Below are 17,388 nucleotides of genomic sequence, written 5' to 3'. Positions count from 1 at the left end.
AAACATAAACAAAAGGCACCTCTAGCTAAGAACTAAAGGTGCCTAAAACATTACATAAGTTTTAAAAATTCTCCCCTGGATAAAAAGCATTAACTCTACTTCATCCTGTATTAACGAATTTTCATTGTTTCTTCAACTTATTTAACTTTATTTTATGCAACCTTCATAGTCCCTAATTTTACGGTAAGGGGTAGAAACTTTCGAACCATATTATCGATGATATATGAATGTTGTAATATTTATTCAATTAAAAAGACTAAAAAACATACACGTTAAAAAACGCAATTAACCCTTATGCCTTTTAGTCTCTTTATTAATATTGTATTGAGGACATGATAAAATTGTCTGCTTTTTCTTTACTTTTCGAATATACATACAATTCATCCCAATGACCTCCTACAAATTTTTTCATTTAATAACAAAATATTTACAATTGAATTATAAACCAATTATTTGAAAATATCAATCATAATTTTCAAAATAACTCTATATTGTTTACCTAATCCATCCATTTTATTCTCCCACAACATGATTTTTCCGTTATTCATTCATTATATTATTTTTTGTAGTTGCACGCTACTACCAATTATGCTATCATGTTTACAAATTTAACAAGGCACACAAAATATACTATGCACGCCGAGGACATAAAATAACCAACTATAGGAGGACCTACTATGAATTCATTAAACGGAAAGGTTGTTTCAACAGGATTAACATTTGATGATGTATTGTTAATCCCTCAAAGAAGTGAAGTATTACCTAAAGATGTATCGTTAAAAACAAAATTAACACGTCAAATCGAATTAAATGTTCCTATCATCTCTTCAGCGATGGATACAGTCACTGAATCTCGTTTAGCAATCGCCCTGGCTCATCAAGGAGGAGTTGGATTTATCCACAAAAACATGACAATCACTGAACAGGCCGAAGAAGTGCGTCGTGTTAAACTTTATCAAAACGGAATGATTTCAGACCCAGTAACACTTTTAGAGGATGTAACACTTGAAGAAGCTAACGAGAAATGTAAACATTATAAAGTATCTGGATTCCCAGTTGTCGATGAATTTGGAATTTTAAAAGGAATCGTAACAAATCGTGACTTAAAATATCGTAATAACCATACCTTAAAAGTTAGTGAAGTTATGACAGGACGCGATAAGTTAGTGACTGCCCCTATCGGAATCACTTTAGATGAGGCAAAAGAAATCCTTATGAACCATCGCATCGAAAAACTACCTCTAATCGACGAAAATGGAGTCTTACGTGGACTAATCACTATCAAAGATATTGATAAAACAATGTCATATCCTAATAGCTGTAAGGACGAACATGGACGATTACGTTGTGGTGCTGCAGTTGGAATTGGTTTAGACACAATGGAACGTGTATCAGCTTTAGTCAATGCCGGTGTAGACGTTATTACGGTAGACTCAGCGCACGGTCACTCATTAGGAGTTATTAACACAGTTCGTCAAATCAAAGAAGCTTTCCCACAATTACAAGTAATCGGTGGAAACATCGTCACACCTGAAGCTGCTAAGGACTTAATCGCTGCGGGTGCTGATGCTGTAAAAGTAGGAATCGGTCCGGGATCAATCTGTACAACTCGCGTCGTAGCTGGTGTAGGTGTACCTCAAATTTCAGCTGTAAACGACGTTTACGAATACTGTAAAACTGTAGGGGTTCCAGTAATTGCAGATGGTGGATTAAAACTAAGTGGAGACTTTGTTAAAGCAATTGCTGCGGGTGCTGACTGCGCTATGTTTGGTGGATTATTCGCCGGATGTGAGGAGGCTCCTGGAGAAGAGATTTTATATAATGGACGTCGCTATAAAACTTATGTAGGAATGGGATCTTTAGCTGCTATGAAACGTGGATCAAGTGATCGCTACTTCCAAGGAAAGCAACAAGAAGCTAAAAAGTTAGTGCCTGAAGGAATCGAAGCCCGTGTTCCGTATAAAGGTAAATTAGAAGATGTAATCTATCAATTATGTGGTGGATTACGTGCAGGAATGGGTTACTGTGGAACAGCAACTATTGAGGAATTAAAAACAAATGCTAAATTTGTTCGTATTACCAATGCGGGTCTACGAGAATCACATCCACATGATGTTGAAATCACACAAGAAGCACCTAACTATCAAAAATAAAAAAAGAGTGTGGATTATCCACACTCTTTTTTTGACCATAAATTAATAAAACAAAATCATTTCATAAAATTTATCATGAATTTTAAAGGACATTAGCTTTTAATCAAAGTTAATGTCCTTTTCTTTATTATCCCTCTAAATATTTTCCTAAGAAGGCTGTTGCAATTTTAGCGCTATTAATATCTAATTCATTAACGAATTCATCTTCTTCAGTTCCAACTAAAATAACGGCACCTAAGCTATCACCATTTGAAATAATAGGAACCATAACAAATGAACGTTCTGTTGTCTCACCGTCTACGATTTCTAACACTTCTTTTCCTTCAGCAATTTTAGAGGTACGATTTTCAATCATATCGCTTAAAGGACGGCTTACTCGGCGATTTAAATATTGTTTTCTAATTTCACCCGAAGCAGCAATAATATCTTCGCGATCAACAATTAAAACACCTTTTTTAGTTGAACCTTGTACTGCATCTGCATATTGTTGAGCAAAAGCAGAAATATCTGCAATAGGAGAATATTTTTTTAAAACGACCTCTCCTGATTGATTAACGAAAATTTCTAAAGAATCCCCTTCACGAATACGCATTGTTCTACGAATTTCTTTTGGTATTACAACTCGACCTAAATCATCTATACGACGTACGACTCCTGTAGCTTTCATCTTTCTCAAAACCTCACTTTCGGATTATCTAACATTAGTTTTTATGTTTTTTTATAAATTATACCTTTTTTACATTATTTTTGAATCTTTCAAAATCTTTAAAGAGGTCCAATGCATATTCGAACCATTGTAATCTTTTTACAACAGGTAAATCAAAAATAATATTGATTCTTCCCTCTTTGTAAGCTAAGCGAATCATTGAACCAATCTTATGAACAGCCTCAAATAGCTTCTGTCCATTAATATCTTGTGTAATTTCTTCCTTTAATATGAATTCTATCGTATTTTTAGTCGATTTTGTTTTTTCAATATATCCTTCTGTTAAGTTTTTTAAATAAGTTAAATCAATTAAATACTTAACCTCATCAGGAAAATCTCCAAAACGGTCAATTAATTCATCGATAATATCATTATAAGAATGATCATTGGTAATTTTTTTAATTTTTTGATAAATTTCTATTTTTGTTGATTCATCACTAATATAAAAGTCTGGTATATAGGCATCGACTTTCGTAGGAAAGTCAAACTCTACCTTTGGTACTTCAAATGAAGAGACTTCAAAATCGCTACCTTCTCTAGCATGAACGACTGCTTCACTTAATAATTGGGTATATAAATCTAATCCGACCGTGTCAATAAACCCATATTGCTTCGCACCTAACATATCTCCGGCTCCCCGTATCGCCAAATCACGCATTGCAATTTTAAAACCTGATCCTAATTCAGTAAATTCCTTAATTGTCTGTAACCTTTTTTCAGCATTTTCAGTCAACACCTTATTTCGTGGGTACATACAATAAGCATAAGCAATCCGATCACTACGACCCACACGCCCTCTTAACTGATAAAGTTGTGATAATCCTAGGCGATATGCATCAGAGATAAGCAGTGTATTTGCATTAGGTATATCGATCCCTGTTTCAATAATCGTTGTACAAACTAAAACATTAAATTTCTTTTCTTCAAAATCTGCCATTGTTTGTTCAAGCTGCTCTTTACTCATTTGACCATGTGCATATTCTACAACTGCATCTGGAACTAATTTTTGTATTTTCGCAGCCCGCTTCTCTATATCAGATACTCTATTATACAAATAGAATACTTGTCCATCCCTCGCCAATTCACGCTCAATCGCATCTCGTATAACCCCATCGTGTTCCTCTAAAACATAAGTTTGTACAGGATAACGATTCATCGGGGGAGTTTCAATCAGCGATAAACTTCTAATTCCAATCATCGACATCTGTAATGTTCTTGGAATGGGTGTTGCAGTCAGCGTTAAGACGTCAACTTCAGTTTTAAACTCTTTGATTTTTTCCTTATGTTCAACCCCGAAGCGTTGCTCTTCATCAATAATCAAAAGTCCTAAATCTTTAAAAATAACATCTTTTGATAAAATCCGATGAGTTCCGACAACGATATTTATTTTACCACTTTTTATACTTTCTAGCAATTCCTGTTGTTCTTTTACTGAAATATATCTGTTCAGTAAGCCCACCTTGACATCAAAATCCCGAAAGCGCGAAACAAATGATTCATAATGTTGTTTAGACAAAATGGTTGTGGGTGCCAAATAAGCAACCTGTTTACCATCTTGAACGGCCTTAAAGGCTGCTCGCATCGCAACTTCCGTTTTACCATAACCTACATCCCCAATTAACAAGCGATCCATTGGATGTGGGGCTTCCATATCTTCCTTAATTTCACTTGCAGCTCTTAATTGATCGTCAGTCTCCACGTATGGAAAGGCATTTTCAAAGGCATGTTGTTCAATCGTGTCTTTCGCAAAAGCGTAACCCGGAAGATGTTCCCTTTTGGCGTAGATTTTAATCAACTTATCCGCAATATCTTTAACGGTCTTCTTAACTTTAGATTTCGTTTTCTCCCACTCGGATGTCCCTAATTTGTTAATTTTCGGCTTGGCTCCCTCGGAACCTACATATTTCTGAACCATCTGAATTTTATCAATAGGAACATATAGCTTATCGTCCCCGCGATAGGCAATCATTAAAAAGTCTTTACGCGCTCCATTAGTTTCTAATGTTTCAATTCCAATGTACTGACCAATTCCGTGTTGAACATGAACGACATAATCTCCCAGTTGTAGTTCATTATAATCTTTCATTTTTTTTCCTTCTTTAAAGTTGCTCTTATACGCCGTAGATTTCTTACGCTTTGTATGGACCTCATAATCGGTGTAGACAACAATATGTGGCTCTAATAGTTCATATCCTACCGCCAAGCAATCACAAATAAGATGAATAGACCCTTCGCGAATCTCGTCAATGGTTGTAGGGAATGCTACACCAACACCTAATTCATCCAAATAGTTCGCCAAATTATTCCGTGCTTCAACACTCGAAACAGCCACAAAAACCGTCGCGCCATTTTCTCTTAAACGTTTACATTCCTTAGCAAAGAATTCTAGTTGTCCGTGAAACTCCGATACACTTTTCGTTGCCAATTTAACATGTTGGTCCAATTCCACATTAGGTAACGTACCAAGATGTTCAGATAAAAATAACTGATGAGCTACTGAAATGGTCGTGATAGGTTGATACAGATTTAACCCTTTGACTGTTTTTCCATTTTCAATCGCGCCTTCTTGCCAAGCTAACGCATCTTCATTCATATGCTCTTGATTTTCCAAAACACGGGCATAATCAATATAAATAACAAGCGGATTGTCTAAATAGGATAATAAAGTATCCGGATCCTTATATAGAAGCGAAATATATTTATGCATTAATTCTAAATCCTGATGATTTTGAATTTTTTCGATATCTTGATAAATTCTCGCATATAACATCTCTCGTGCTTCCCCATCCACAAGAGGTAACGTTTTGTTCAAAAGATCCTTTATGCTTGATTCAAAGGCCTTAATCTCCTGATCCGAATATACCAACTCAAAGGTTGGAACAATGACAGCCCGCTCAACTTTCTTTATCGAACGTTGTGTATCCGTTGTAAAATAGCGTATCGTGTCAATCTCATCGTCAAAAAATTCTATACGTAATGGATTTTCTTCCGTCATTGGAAACACATCAAGAATTCCACCGCGCACACTAAACTCTCCCATATGTTCCACGGCACGTACAGATTGGTAGCCAAGTTCAATTAGCTTTCTTTTTAATGTATCTAAATCGTAACACTCACCAACCTCTAATGAAATATCCGCCTGTTGAAAAACTTCCTTAGGCGGTAAAAAACGGGCAGCACCTGCGACATGAGTAACGATGATCCTGTTAGGATCCTCAATAATCGAAGATAATGTATTCATCCTTTCAATACGTAATTCAGAACTTGAAGCTAGCATTTCCGCTGTGATAAATTCGTCCATTGGAAAAAGACGGACCAACCCTTCGTCCATCAACTCCACTAACTGATCATACAAACGCTGGGCCTGATATAAATTTTGCATCATAATAACTACAGGCCTTCTTTTATTCTCATACAACATTTGCATTAATGACGCATAAAAAGACGGAGTTACTCCGCTAAGTAAAACGTTTTGATGCTCACCATCTAACGCCTTTATCAAAGTTTGGATTGCATCCGACTTTGAAATATACTGATTCATTATATTCATTCTTCCATCCACCCCTTAGTTAAAACTACTTACTATACTCTGTCATCACCTTATTAAAAGATTCAGTTAATGTCATTTCACATGCTTTCACTGATAAATCAATCGCTTGATTGACTAATGCCAGTTCATCCTCTGTAAATTTTCCTAAAACATAATCCACAACAGGAATCTTAGGATGACGGTCAATTCCAATACGAATACGTTTAAACTCCTGAGTTTTAAGGTGTGCAATTAATGACTTAATACCATTATGCCCCCCTGCACTCCCCTTTAAACGCATTCTAATTTTTCCATGAGGTAAATCTAAATCATCATAAATTACAATAATATCTTCTACATCAATATCGTAAAAATCAATAAGTGCACGAACGGACTCACCTGATAAATTCATAAACGTCGTCGGTTTCAGTAATATAACTTTCTCACCCTTTACAATTCCTCTTCCCATCTCACCTTTAAACTTTTTCTCTTCTATTAAGGGAATATTCCATGCTGAACTTAGTCTATCAATCACCATAAACCCCGCGTTATGACGTGTTCTTTCATATTTTGAACCTGGATTTCCCAGACCTACAAACAATTTCATAAAAATCACCTCGTCTTGAGTTTTAATAGCCTCTTCTATTTTACATGAACCTTATATATTTTACCAATCATTATTCAATCATCGATTAGCTTTTTCCATACCTCAAAAAAATGTCCTTTAATTCCTACTCTTTTTCTAAAATAAAACTGGAAACCTTGATAAGCCACGCGTCCCCTCTCTCATCCATTTCTTGCCCATTAATTTGTTCATCAGGCTAGTCACCCTCTATTACTAGGGCCCCATTCTTAACTGGCATTCACTCATAGAGCACATAAAAAGGCAAAGCTAATGATTAGCTTTGCCCCCTCAGTTCATCATTTAATTAAAAATTATATAAGTCACGATTATAGACAAATAAGTCTGATACCGGCTCATCATTTAAAATATGTAAAATACCTTCTGCTAATAATTCGCCAACAGATAATTGTGTAATTTTAGAACTTCGTTTTTCTTCTGGTAGGTTAATTGTATTTGTAGTAACTAATTCTTTAATGGCTGAATTTTCAATACGTTCAACAGCTGGACCCGAAAGAATTGGATGTGTACAAGCCGCATAAACAGATAACGCCCCACGCTCTTTTAACGCATTCGCTGCAATCTGAATCGTTCCCGCTGTATCAATCATATCATCGATAATAATAGCATGCTTTCCTTCAACTTCTCCGATTAATCCCATAACTTCTGCAACATTTGGTTTCGGACGACGTTTATCAATAATTGCGATAGGAGCATCTAAATATTCAGCAAGTACGCGAGCGCGAGTTGCTCCTCCATGGTCTGGCGATACAACAACAATATCATCTAAGTTTTTATCAATAAAGTATTTTGCAATAATAGGCATTGCTCGGAAGTCATCGATTGGAATATCAAAGAATCCTTGGATTTGCGTCGCATGTAAATCCATTGTCATCACACGTGTTGCTCCTGCAGCTTCAATTAAGTTCGCTACTAATTTCGCTGTAATTGGCTGACGCGCTTTTGCTTTTCTATCCTGACGAGAATATCCATAATAAGGCATGATTACATTAATGGTTTTAGCTGATGCACGCTTTAAAGCATCGATCATAACTAAAAGCTCCATTAAGTGATCATTTACTGGATTATGTGTTGGTTGTACAACGAAAACATGATGTCCACGTACAGTTTCATTAATATTAACTTGTACCTCACCATCTGCAAAACGATTAACTGTTAAATCCGATAAAGGAACACCGATACGATCTGCAATTTCTTGTGCTAATGGACGATTAGCATTTAAACTAAAAATCTTAAACTTTTTACGATTAATTTCTGCCATGCTGATTTAACCTCCTAGAATAAACACACTTCAGACAATATTTTACACAATTTCGCATTTATTTTCAATTATTTCAATAAATGTTTAAATTTAATCTTTTTGTTAAATTATTTTTGTCGAATAATCTTAGCGTAGCCCTCTTTATTTTCTTGCTTTGAACGAGCAATCGCAAGCGCATCCTCTGGTACATTTTTTGTAATTGTCGAACCAGCCGCTAAGTAAGCATTAGGCTCAATTGTCACTGGTGCAACTAAATTCACGTTACATCCAACCATCGTATTAGCTCCAATTATGGTTTGATGTTTATTCTTTCCATCGTAGTTAACAGTAATTGAACCACATCCCATATTTACATTCTCACCTAAAATTGCATCACCAATATAACTTAAGTGTGCGGCTTTTGCCCCATCTTTAAACACTGATTTCTTAATTTCTACGAAATTTCCAATACGTGCATGACTTCCAACCTCAGCGTGCATACGAATATGAGCAAAAGGCCCTACTGTTGTATTCGCACCAATCACCGAATCTGAAATAACTGAGGCATTAATCGTTGAATTTTTTCCGATAACCGATGAGTTAATTTGTGAATTAGCACCAATGATAACCTCATCTTCAATTTTTGAACATCCCGTAATCATTGTTCCAGGATAGATAATAACATCTTGCCCAATTTCCACTTCAGTTCCAATATACGTAGCCTCTGGGTTAATAATCGTAACACCATTTCTCATATGCTGTTCATTTACACGTTTTCTTAAAACTTTTTCAGCATAGGCTAACTGAACACGGTCATTAACTCCTAATGTTTCTTCAAAATCTTCATTCTCATAGGCAACAACCTTTAATCCCATGTCGCGAATAATTCCAACTAAATCTGTTAAGTAGTATTCTCCTTGTGAATTGTTGTTCGTGATTTTCGTTAAGGCCTCAAACAATACCTTATTATCATAACAGCAAACACCCGTATTAATTTCCTTGACTAATAATTCTTGCTCATTTGCATCCTTTTGTTCAACAATTCGTAAAACATTACCCGCTTCATCACGAATGATACGCCCGTATCCCGTCGGATTATCTGTCGATGCAGTTAAAATAGTAATTGCTGCCTCTTGTTCTTGATGATAGTCAAATAAATTAGAAATAGTTTGTTCTGTTAATAACGGAACATCACCATAAGTTACAATCGTTACCCCTTCAAGACCTTCTAACAAATCTTTCGTCATCATCACAGCGTGCCCCGTCCCTAACTGTTCCGTTTGCATCGCATATTCTACGCGGTCTTTCAATTCTGCACGAACTGAATCCGCTTCATAACCAATCACCGTTACAATTTTATCTACCCCAATTTTTTCTAAGTTTGTAACTGCGTGGTCCACCATCGATTTTCCTAATACTTGGTGTAATACTTTATGTAAATTAGACTTCATACGGGTTCCTTTTCCCGCGGCTAATACAACTGCATACTTATTCATTAAAATCCCTCCGTTAATCTAACTTCTTTATTTAGTATAGCACTAATCTGTACCCTTTGTCAAGGACAAAGAAAAAAACCTAAGCAACTTGAAGCTGATTTCTGTATCCTACAGGAGTCAGCTTTTTTAAATTCCATTGATATCTAAAGTTGTTATGATAATCTATATATTCTTCAATTTCAATGAGTAAATCATCAAATGTCAGTTGATTGGTTATATCTGCTTCATCTTTTAGATGCCCAAAAAATGATTCTTGTGGAGCGTTATCCCAACAATTCCCCTTCCTAGACATTGATTGTTGAATTCCTAATTCCTTTAATTGATTCGAAAATTGCGGACTCGTATAATGCACGCCCTGATCGGAGTGAATAATCGTTTCCTTCGTTAATTGGACAGTCGGATTTTCTTGAAGTTGGTTCAGTGTTTGGAGAACAAAATCTATCTTTAAATGCTCACTTAATTGAAAAGCTAAAACTTCATTTGTTGCACTATCTAAGATGGTCGAGAGATAGGCAGTCTGACCCTTTCCATATTTTAAATAAGTGATATCGGTTAATAGAACTTTATAAGGTTCTAATGGCCTAAATTGACGATTAACAAGATTTGGACAGACACGATGTGCTTGTGTCGCTTTAGCGAGTTTACGATAGGGATTGCTTCGACGAACTTGACTCAATAGTCCATACTTTTTCATGATTCGATGAATAGATTTTAGGTTAAAGATAATGTTGAATTCCCCTTTAAGAACCATCGCTACTTGGCGAATTCCCTTGTTTTTTCGTCCCTTAAAACAAATGGCCTTTTGAATAACTTCTAAACGATGTTGTTCCTCCTTTAATCGCTTTAAACGAGCTTCTTCAGCACATAACGAAAAATAACGATAATAACCTGATCTTGAAACACCAAGACTATCGCATAAATGAGAAATTAAAGATTTAAATTTAGTTGATGTCTGATTCACTACTTGATGAATCATTTGAAACTTTACTTCTTTAGAGACTATTCGAGCATTTTTCTCATGAGTCTCAACTTTTTTAATAATTCGTTCTCAATCTTTAAAACTTCTAATTTAGCCTGCGTGCGTAATAATTGTTCTTCTAGCGTTAACTCTCGTTTTAGGGACCTTCCAGAATTCTTAGTACGACTATCATCCAATCCTAATGGGCCCTGGGTTTTAAAGGCTTGTTTCCAACGTTTAGCTGCAGAATTCACACGCTGCATGCCAAGCACCGTAACATTAAATCCATAGTATTCGAATATCTCTCGCGGAAACTTTCCTTTCTCGCTCATCATAATAAAGTTCTCCTTAAATTCTTTCGTATAAGTAATCCCTTTTTCAGATACTGACTTAACATATTCGTTTTGTTTGAGTTGTTCAATCTCTTGTGGTGTAAATAACTTCTTGCTCATTTAAAATCCTCCTAAAATCTAATAGTTAATATTATAACAAAAAGGCCCTAGAAGGTAGACTTTTTTTATTTGTCTACTCTCTAGGGTACATTTTAAAAAGAAGGTAGCTTTTTAAACATTCATTCATGACGCTTTTTTTATGTGTCATAATACGCCCATAACCTTTCAGTCTAAGCATTCACTCTCTTATTCTGCTTCCTCATAGGCCTTAATAACAAAGTCTTCTACTTCCTTACGGGTTTCATGATTAATTGGATGTGCAATGTCTTTAAATTCCCCCGTTGACGTCTTACGACTAGGCATTGCCACGAATAAGTGTTCATCCCCCTGAATGACTCTTAAATCATGGATAACAAAGCACCCATCTAAGGTAATTGATGCGATTGCTTTCATTCTATTATCTGTCTCTACTTTTCGAATTCTAACGTCTGTAATATTCATTCTCTCATCCTCCTAAGTTGTCCATATCACCTCTTCATTATACCACATACTGTAAGTGCTTTTTATGTCATTTGTGTGTTTTTCTTACAATTATATACATTCTCATGAATTTTTTTCCGATACTCTTTTAACTGTTTTGTTAATCCGACAAAAAAGCATCTTAATCGATAAACAATTAAGATGCTTTTCATACTAGCCAATTAATCTAACTGCATAAACTTCATGCTCTCTTAGGCAACCATTAATACTATTTATAATACGCCTTAACTTGTACTCTTTACGAACAAGAGCAAAAACTGTCGGTCCACTCCCACTCATGAGTACGGCATCTGCTCCAAATTGAATTAATTTATTCTTTATTTCTTCAACGACCGGATACCGTTCAAACGTTACGCTCTCTAACGAGTTACCTAAACGATTACAAATCCCCTGATAGTCCTGTAACTCGATACAGTCTAACATCCCTTTAATATCTAAATGTTGAACCTCATTTGCGTTGAGTGCCTCATAAATCTCTTTTGTTGACACGCCAATTCGCGGTTTAATTAAAATAACCCAACATTTTGGAGGGGACGGAATCGGATGAATAATTTCTCCACGACCTGTTGCTAATGCGGTCCCACCATAAACGCAAAACGGAATGTCTGACCCTAATCGTGCACCTAATTCGGCCAACTCATCCATCGTACAATCTACTTTAAAAAGTTCCCTTAGCGCCTTTAAAGTCGCCGCTGCATTACTACTTCCACCAGCTAAACCAGCCGCTACTGGGATTTTCTTTTTAATATAAATTTCAACCCCTTGCTTAATGTTAAAATGTTTTCTAAAAAGTTCAGCCGCTTGATAGGCTAAATTCTTTTCATTCAATGGAATTGTAAACTCATTTGATTGAATAACAATTTTATCGTCGTTACGGGGAGTGACTGTAATATAATCTGCTAGATCAACAGTTGTCATAATCATTTCAACCTCATGATAATTGTCATCTCGTTTATAGAGCGTATCAAGTGCCAAATTTATTTTTGCTGGAGCTTTAATTGTTACCATAGCCATTCCTCCAATCAGTATGATTTTATTTTATCATACAAAAAAAAGTAGTAAACATCGTCAACTACTTTTTTTTAATATTAATTAAACTTTAATTCTACCGATCCCGTTAAAACATCAATATAACTATAAGAAACTCGGTCAACTGAGTCGCGTTGACTATCTAAATCAATCACAAAAATAGAAGGATACGTATTCGATAAAATACCTGTATGTTCTACCACTCGATTACGACTTTCATAAGCGGTTAATTTCACTTCTTTACCGACTTGTTCACTCAACTCTTGACGAATATTAACAATATTATTTGCCAAAACATCACGACCTTTCTATCATAAAGCATACCATAAAAAGAAAATTTTTTCAATATTATTATATGCTAAAGGGTTGAAATTATTCATTATCAATGATAAAATAAAATATTTTTACATTTTCCTGATTCCATAGCGAAGGGTTCCCTTCGTTTGAAGACCACCAATTCCCGCTATTTTAGCAATCGTTTTTTCAATCGCTTCCCTTAAATCCACTTGTTCCTCGTAAGGGGTTAGGGCAATCGTTGCCGCAATAATCGCTGGATCAAGCGCGTGTATATTAATACGTTTAGGCGATGATGCAAAATTTGCTCCAGAACCAATCAACGCCTCAAAATGCGATTGGCACGCCCCAGCTATAACGATCAAATAATCAAGCGAAGGTTCGATTTCACGCAATGCATTAACCGTCTCTACAAAGTATTTTGAACTTCTATACGCCATCAAATCATCTTCATGTTCTTTATCTTCTAATGCATCATGCCCCGTAATAACAACAATATTTGGTCTTAACCGTTTAACTAATTCAGGAACTTTAACCTTCATATCCTTCTCAGGAACCGCAAATGCCTGTGCATAAACTTTTGCATATTTATACAGTTTGATACTTTTCTGGAGGTACTCTTCATCCCCATCAATGTGTAAAATCCGTCCACTAATATAAAAATCTCCATTATCATAACTTCTCATATTATCCATAACAGGGGGGAGAATGGTTCGATATTGATCAAACTCCACCTGCTCTGCACGTTGATACTCCTCACGCGAAATAATTTCTAAATCACTTAATGGGGCATCCGCCGTCAAACGAAAGAAGATTCCCTTTAAATGGGCGACGTCTCCCGTAATTTCCTCAATACGAAACATCGTGTCAGATCCATAAGAACGACGGCCTACAATATCCCCTACTTTGACTTCTTCATCCATCCTTATCACCTCACGTTATTATATGCCCCACCCCTTTAAATGTGCCTACACAAAAAAGCATAAAAAGATTCCTCTTCCCATGCTTTCAAATAAACTTAAAATGAATTGATTCCAGTAACCTTTATAGTCTAAAAGCCCCTTATAATAAGGGGCTTTTAGACTATAAAGAGAGAATTTATGCCTTTAAATGACGATAAAACACATTAGATAGATGGGCGAACTCCTCAATGGATAAAGATTCCCCACGGCGGTTCGGTAAAATATTGGCCTCTTCTAGAATTGCTGTCACTTCTTCCTTCGATAAAGAAGTAAAGTGTTGATTTAAATTATTTTGTAATGTTTTTCTTCGTTGCCTAAAAGCACCGTGAACAACTTCCATAAAGAAATCCTCATCTAAAACATCAACTGCTAACTCTTTACGTTTTGTTAAACGAACAACCGCACTATCAACATTCGGAGCGGGAATGAAAACAGTCTTTGGAACTGTTAAAGCAATTTTAGCCTCCGTATAATATTGAACGGCAATTGATAAAGCATTATAATCTTTTGATCCCGGAGAGGCTGATAAACGTTGCGCTACCTCTTTTTGCATCATAGTCACGTAACGATCAATAGGTAATTTCTTTTCGATGAGTCCCATCAAAATAGGAGTTGTAATATAATACGGTAAGTTAGCAACTACCGCAATTTCCTTCACATCTTTAAACTCTTCCTCAATCATCGATGCGACATCTGCCTTCAAAATATCTTGATGGATAATCTTTACATTATCATATGGGGCTAATGTTTCCGCTAAAATTGGAATTAAACGCGGATCGATTTCGTAAGCCACCACTTTTTTTGCCTTACGCGCAATAAACTCAGTTAAGGCCCCGATACCTGGCCCAATTTCAATGACACCCACCTCATCTGATAAATCAGCGGCATCTACAATTTTATTTAAAATATTTGTATCTGTTAAGAAGTTTTGCCCAAAGCTTTTTTTAAAGGTAAACCCATGTCTTTCTATAATTTCTCTTGTGTTTGACTTCGTTGCGATATCTCTCATACTTAATAGCTCCTTTATTTTAGACACTTTTTGGTTCTTCTGCTAATGCATTAACAACTTGTTGTTTAGTAACTCCAAACATCATTAAACGCTTTTGAAGTTGTTTTCCGTTCACATAGCCGATTCCTAACACTTCGCCTAGCTTTTCCCGTATTTTTGCACTATTTGGATGACCAATTAATCCTAAATCAAACAAAAATTCTGTTTCAATCTCCTCCGTCACCTCAGTTTTAGGCGTGATGACATCTTGTAAAGCCCGCTTAATCGATTCGGCGCTTGCATGCTCAACCCCGACTCCCTTATCATTTTTAGCAATTGCCTCCCGTTTAGGAAGGTGGGCATGTTTACAAAGTGGCACCTCTTGCATAATGCGTTGACGAATTTTATTTCCCGGAAAATCAGGATCGGTAAAAATAATCACTCCACGTTTTTTCTGCAACTCCTTGATGCGTGAAATAACGTCCTCATTAATAGCCGATCCGTTTGTCTCTAACGTTTCAATTTCTGGATATACCTCTTTTAATCGCCTCGTATCATCCCGACCTTCGACTACAATAATCTCTTTAAACATCTTTTTTCCTCGATTTCTATGTTAACTTTTACTGAATATTTTCAGGTAATAGCTCTAAAATTTTATTTTTTATCTCTACATTCCCACTCGCTTTAATTAAATCTAGCGGAAAATAAATTTTATATTCCTGTTTTGGTTTAACGGCAATAATCCCCTTAATAATCGTTGATACTTCCGATATTTCTTTAATAGAACCATCACGCATCAACAATTCGATGCAATCCGGTAAACAATTCGTCTTATGACCATAATAATCATACGGTGTTTTAACACTATGATCGGTAATTAAATAGTAGGTTGGATTGATACCTAAGATGGACATATATTCCCCGATTTTTATTAAATTTTTGTTCACTTCGTCATTTGGTACATAATGCATTTCCTTTAATAAACGACGATGAATAAAGCGATCCGCAAAATCGCTCAATATCTCATCTTCCTCTTCAACAAATAACGACGCATAGTGACTAATTGTCGCATCATCAAACTTTAAATACGTTTCAACAGATAAGTCCTTCTCCAAAAACAGGTCTGCTAACGCCCCAATAGGATGTCTAAATTGATACCCTGATAAAACAAGTTCTCGAACACGTCGTAACATATTTTGAATCACTAAGTCAAAGCTACGCCCTGTTGAGTGTAAATAAACTTGCCAATACATTTGATAACGGCTCATTAAATAATCCTCAATAGCGTGCATCCCCGAAACTTTATAAACAATTTTGTTATTAACAACCCTCATCGTCCTTAAAATACGTTCAACATCAATTTCACCATATGGGGCGCCTGTAAAATAGGCGTCTCTCAATAAATAGTCCAATCGGTCCGCATCTAACTGACTAGAAATAATGTTGATTACTAGTGGGTTTTCATACGTTTTATTAATGACATCACGAACCTTCGTCGCAAATCCTTTTTGATAGCTTTCCAACACCTGATTAACTTCTGTATCTTCCATAATAATACGTTCAGTAAATAGTTCATGACGAACATTAAAAACGGATTCAAAGGAATGTGAAAACGGACCGTGGCCTAAATCATGCAACAATGCCGCGGATAAGACTAGCAAACGCTCCTCCTCCTCTAACACCGTCCCACAATACATAAGCGCCCGGATAATTTTACGCGCCATTTCATACACCCCTAAGGAATGTGAAAATCGACTATGCTCAGCCGTATGAAAAACCATGTAGGTTCCACCTAATTGCTTAATACGCCGTAAACGTTGAACTTCCTTCGTTTGAATCAAATCCCAAATTAATTTATCAAATACATGAACATATCCGTAAACTGGATCTCTAAATACTTTTTCTTCTAATTTTACCATTGGCACCACCGTCTATATCTGTATATCTCATCATTATTTTATAAAATAATGCAAAACTTTTACTTTTTACAAGCTTAGTATACCACATTATGATTCGACATGAACGTCATGGCCATATACTAAATATAAAAAAACAAGCAACACTTTAACAAATACTAGAAAATATGATATAATAGTGTTATGAAAACGTTTTATAGGATGTGATACTATGTGTTTGAAAACACATGAGAGTTTTGTAACCGATCAGGAATCTTTCCTTAAACACCATAAGTTGTTTTCTATGCTTATTTGTGAAATTTATGATCTTTTAACACTCTATCAACCATCCCCACTTAGTTCTGAAGAAATATTTGAAAACTTAACTCCCTTTTTACAGTCTCGAATTCGATTTGTACTGAACCATGAACCGCATGCCCATCACTTCTTTATCGATGAGCAGGCGATTATACACTATATTATGCAACTCTTGACGAATAAAATTTCAAAAATTCGTTCAACTTCTAAAGGGGCCTATTATATTGACCCCGTAAAATAAAAGA

At 35.8% G+C, this 17,388-nt stretch carries 15 protein-coding genes and 1 riboswitch; of the genes, 2 read left to right on the top strand and 13 right to left on the bottom strand.

Features of this window, described 5'->3' with window-relative positions; translation table 11 throughout:
• Positions 1–146: 146 nt before the first annotated feature.
• Positions 147–247: riboswitch (purine riboswitch) on the bottom strand.
• 430 nt (positions 248–677) lie between these two features.
• The gene (guaB, locus tag VXM77_RS00710) at positions 678–2,153 is read left to right on the top strand and encodes an IMP dehydrogenase (RefSeq protein WP_161832461.1); all 1,476 of its coding nucleotides are present in this window, start codon (positions 678–680) and stop codon (positions 2,151–2,153) included.
• Positions 2,154–2,280: 127 nt separating this feature from the next.
• On the opposite strand, the gene VXM77_RS00705 is transcribed toward guaB, so the two are convergent.
• The 13 genes from VXM77_RS00705 to VXM77_RS00645 form a co-directional block, all read right to left on the bottom strand.
• Positions 2,281–2,820: a stage V sporulation T C-terminal domain-containing protein gene (locus tag VXM77_RS00705; RefSeq protein ID WP_161832460.1), complete on the bottom strand. Its 540-nt coding sequence runs from the start codon at positions 2,818–2,820 to the stop codon at positions 2,281–2,283.
• A gap of 58 nt (positions 2,821–2,878) precedes the next feature.
• Complete coding sequence (gene mfd, locus VXM77_RS00700) at positions 2,879–6,409, bottom strand: transcription-repair coupling factor (RefSeq protein WP_338506619.1); 3,531 nt, start codon at positions 6,407–6,409, stop codon at positions 2,879–2,881.
• 25 nt (positions 6,410–6,434) lie between these two features.
• Positions 6,435–6,995 (bottom strand): aminoacyl-tRNA hydrolase, encoded by a 561-nt coding sequence (gene pth / locus VXM77_RS00695; protein WP_161832458.1) that lies wholly within the window; start codon positions 6,993–6,995, stop codon positions 6,435–6,437.
• Positions 6,996–7,317: 322 nt separating this feature from the next.
• On the bottom strand, positions 7,318–8,292 hold the full coding sequence (locus VXM77_RS00690) for a ribose-phosphate diphosphokinase (protein ID WP_161832457.1): 975 nt from the start codon (positions 8,290–8,292) through the stop codon (positions 7,318–7,320).
• Positions 8,293–8,399: 107 nt separating this feature from the next.
• On the bottom strand, positions 8,400–9,767 hold the full coding sequence (glmU, locus tag VXM77_RS00685) for a bifunctional UDP-N-acetylglucosamine diphosphorylase/glucosamine-1-phosphate N-acetyltransferase GlmU (protein WP_161832456.1): 1,368 nt from the start codon (positions 9,765–9,767) through the stop codon (positions 8,400–8,402).
• Between the two features lie 79 nt (positions 9,768–9,846).
• Positions 9,847–11,177 (bottom strand): IS3 family transposase gene (locus VXM77_RS00680; protein ID WP_338505737.1). Its coding sequence is split into 2 segments (ribosomal slippage): positions 9,847–10,796 and positions 10,796–11,177, totalling 1,332 coding nucleotides; the frame shifts between segments, so codons are not numbered across the junction.
• Positions 11,178–11,363: 186 nt separating this feature from the next.
• On the bottom strand, positions 11,364–11,618 hold the full coding sequence (gene spoVG, locus VXM77_RS00675) for a septation regulator SpoVG (RefSeq protein ID WP_161832399.1): 255 nt from the start codon (positions 11,616–11,618) through the stop codon (positions 11,364–11,366).
• A gap of 192 nt (positions 11,619–11,810) precedes the next feature.
• Positions 11,811–12,665: a 4-(cytidine 5'-diphospho)-2-C-methyl-D-erythritol kinase gene (gene ispE / locus VXM77_RS00670; RefSeq protein WP_161832400.1), complete on the bottom strand. Its 855-nt coding sequence runs from the start codon at positions 12,663–12,665 to the stop codon at positions 11,811–11,813.
• A gap of 80 nt (positions 12,666–12,745) precedes the next feature.
• Positions 12,746–12,979, bottom strand: coding sequence for a Veg family protein (locus VXM77_RS00665; protein ID WP_161832401.1), 234 nt, complete (start codon positions 12,977–12,979; stop codon positions 12,746–12,748).
• 111 nt (positions 12,980–13,090) lie between these two features.
• Positions 13,091–13,903, bottom strand: coding sequence for a sporulation peptidase YabG (gene yabG, locus VXM77_RS00660; protein ID WP_161832402.1), 813 nt, complete (start codon positions 13,901–13,903; stop codon positions 13,091–13,093).
• Positions 13,904–14,078: 175 nt separating this feature from the next.
• Positions 14,079–14,951: a 16S rRNA (adenine(1518)-N(6)/adenine(1519)-N(6))-dimethyltransferase RsmA gene (rsmA, locus tag VXM77_RS00655; protein ID WP_161832403.1), complete on the bottom strand. Its 873-nt coding sequence runs from the start codon at positions 14,949–14,951 to the stop codon at positions 14,079–14,081.
• A gap of 19 nt (positions 14,952–14,970) precedes the next feature.
• Entirely contained in the window at positions 14,971–15,522 is a 552-nt protein-coding gene (gene rnmV, locus VXM77_RS00650) for a ribonuclease M5 (protein WP_161832404.1), read from the bottom strand.
• Positions 15,523–15,550: 28 nt separating this feature from the next.
• On the bottom strand, positions 15,551–16,849 hold the full coding sequence (locus VXM77_RS00645; protein ID WP_161832405.1) for an HD domain-containing protein: 1,299 nt from the start codon (positions 16,847–16,849) through the stop codon (positions 15,551–15,553).
• A gap of 208 nt (positions 16,850–17,057) precedes the next feature.
• Between VXM77_RS00645 and VXM77_RS00640 the strand changes: the two genes are divergently transcribed.
• The gene (locus tag VXM77_RS00640; RefSeq protein WP_161832406.1) at positions 17,058–17,384 is read left to right on the top strand and encodes a hypothetical protein; all 327 of its coding nucleotides are present in this window, start codon (positions 17,058–17,060) and stop codon (positions 17,382–17,384) included.
• Positions 17,385–17,388: the final 4 nt, after the last annotated feature.

Origin of the sequence: Turicibacter sp. KK003 (assembly GCF_037014675.1) — a bacterium.
GTDB classification, from domain to species: domain Bacteria; phylum Bacillota_I; class Bacilli_A; order MOL361; family Turicibacteraceae; genus Turicibacter; species Turicibacter faecis.
Note: the sequence above shows the minus strand (reverse complement) of the source record. Positions and strands in the feature narration are given on the sequence as shown.

Coding starts and splice junctions, on each gene's coding strand:
- guaB (WP_161832461.1), top strand. CDS start 678: ATGAATTCATTAAACGGAAAGGTTGTTTCAACAGGATTAACATTTGAT.
- VXM77_RS00640 (WP_161832406.1), top strand. CDS start 17,058: ATGTGTTTGAAAACACATGAGAGTTTTGTAACCGATCAGGAATCTTTC.
- mfd (WP_338506619.1), bottom strand. CDS start 6,409: ATGAATATAATGAATCAGTATATTTCAAAGTCGGATGCAATCCAAACT.
- glmU (WP_161832456.1), bottom strand. CDS start 9,767: ATGAATAAGTATGCAGTTGTATTAGCCGCGGGAAAAGGAACCCGTATG.
- pth (WP_161832458.1), bottom strand. CDS start 6,995: ATGAAATTGTTTGTAGGTCTGGGAAATCCAGGTTCAAAATATGAAAGA.
- rsmA (WP_161832403.1), bottom strand. CDS start 14,951: ATGAGAGATATCGCAACGAAGTCAAACACAAGAGAAATTATAGAAAGA.
- yabG (WP_161832402.1), bottom strand. CDS start 13,903: ATGGATGAAGAAGTCAAAGTAGGGGATATTGTAGGCCGTCGTTCTTAT.
- VXM77_RS00705 (WP_161832460.1), bottom strand. CDS start 2,820: ATGAAAGCTACAGGAGTCGTACGTCGTATAGATGATTTAGGTCGAGTT.
- spoVG (WP_161832399.1), bottom strand. CDS start 11,618: ATGAATATTACAGACGTTAGAATTCGAAAAGTAGAGACAGATAATAGA.
- VXM77_RS00645 (WP_161832405.1), bottom strand. CDS start 16,849: ATGGTAAAATTAGAAGAAAAAGTATTTAGAGATCCAGTTTACGGATAT.
- ispE (WP_161832400.1), bottom strand. CDS start 12,665: ATGGTAACAATTAAAGCTCCAGCAAAAATAAATTTGGCACTTGATACG.
- rnmV (WP_161832404.1), bottom strand. CDS start 15,522: ATGTTTAAAGAGATTATTGTAGTCGAAGGTCGGGATGATACGAGGCGA.
- VXM77_RS00690 (WP_161832457.1), bottom strand. CDS start 8,292: ATGGCAGAAATTAATCGTAAAAAGTTTAAGATTTTTAGTTTAAATGCT.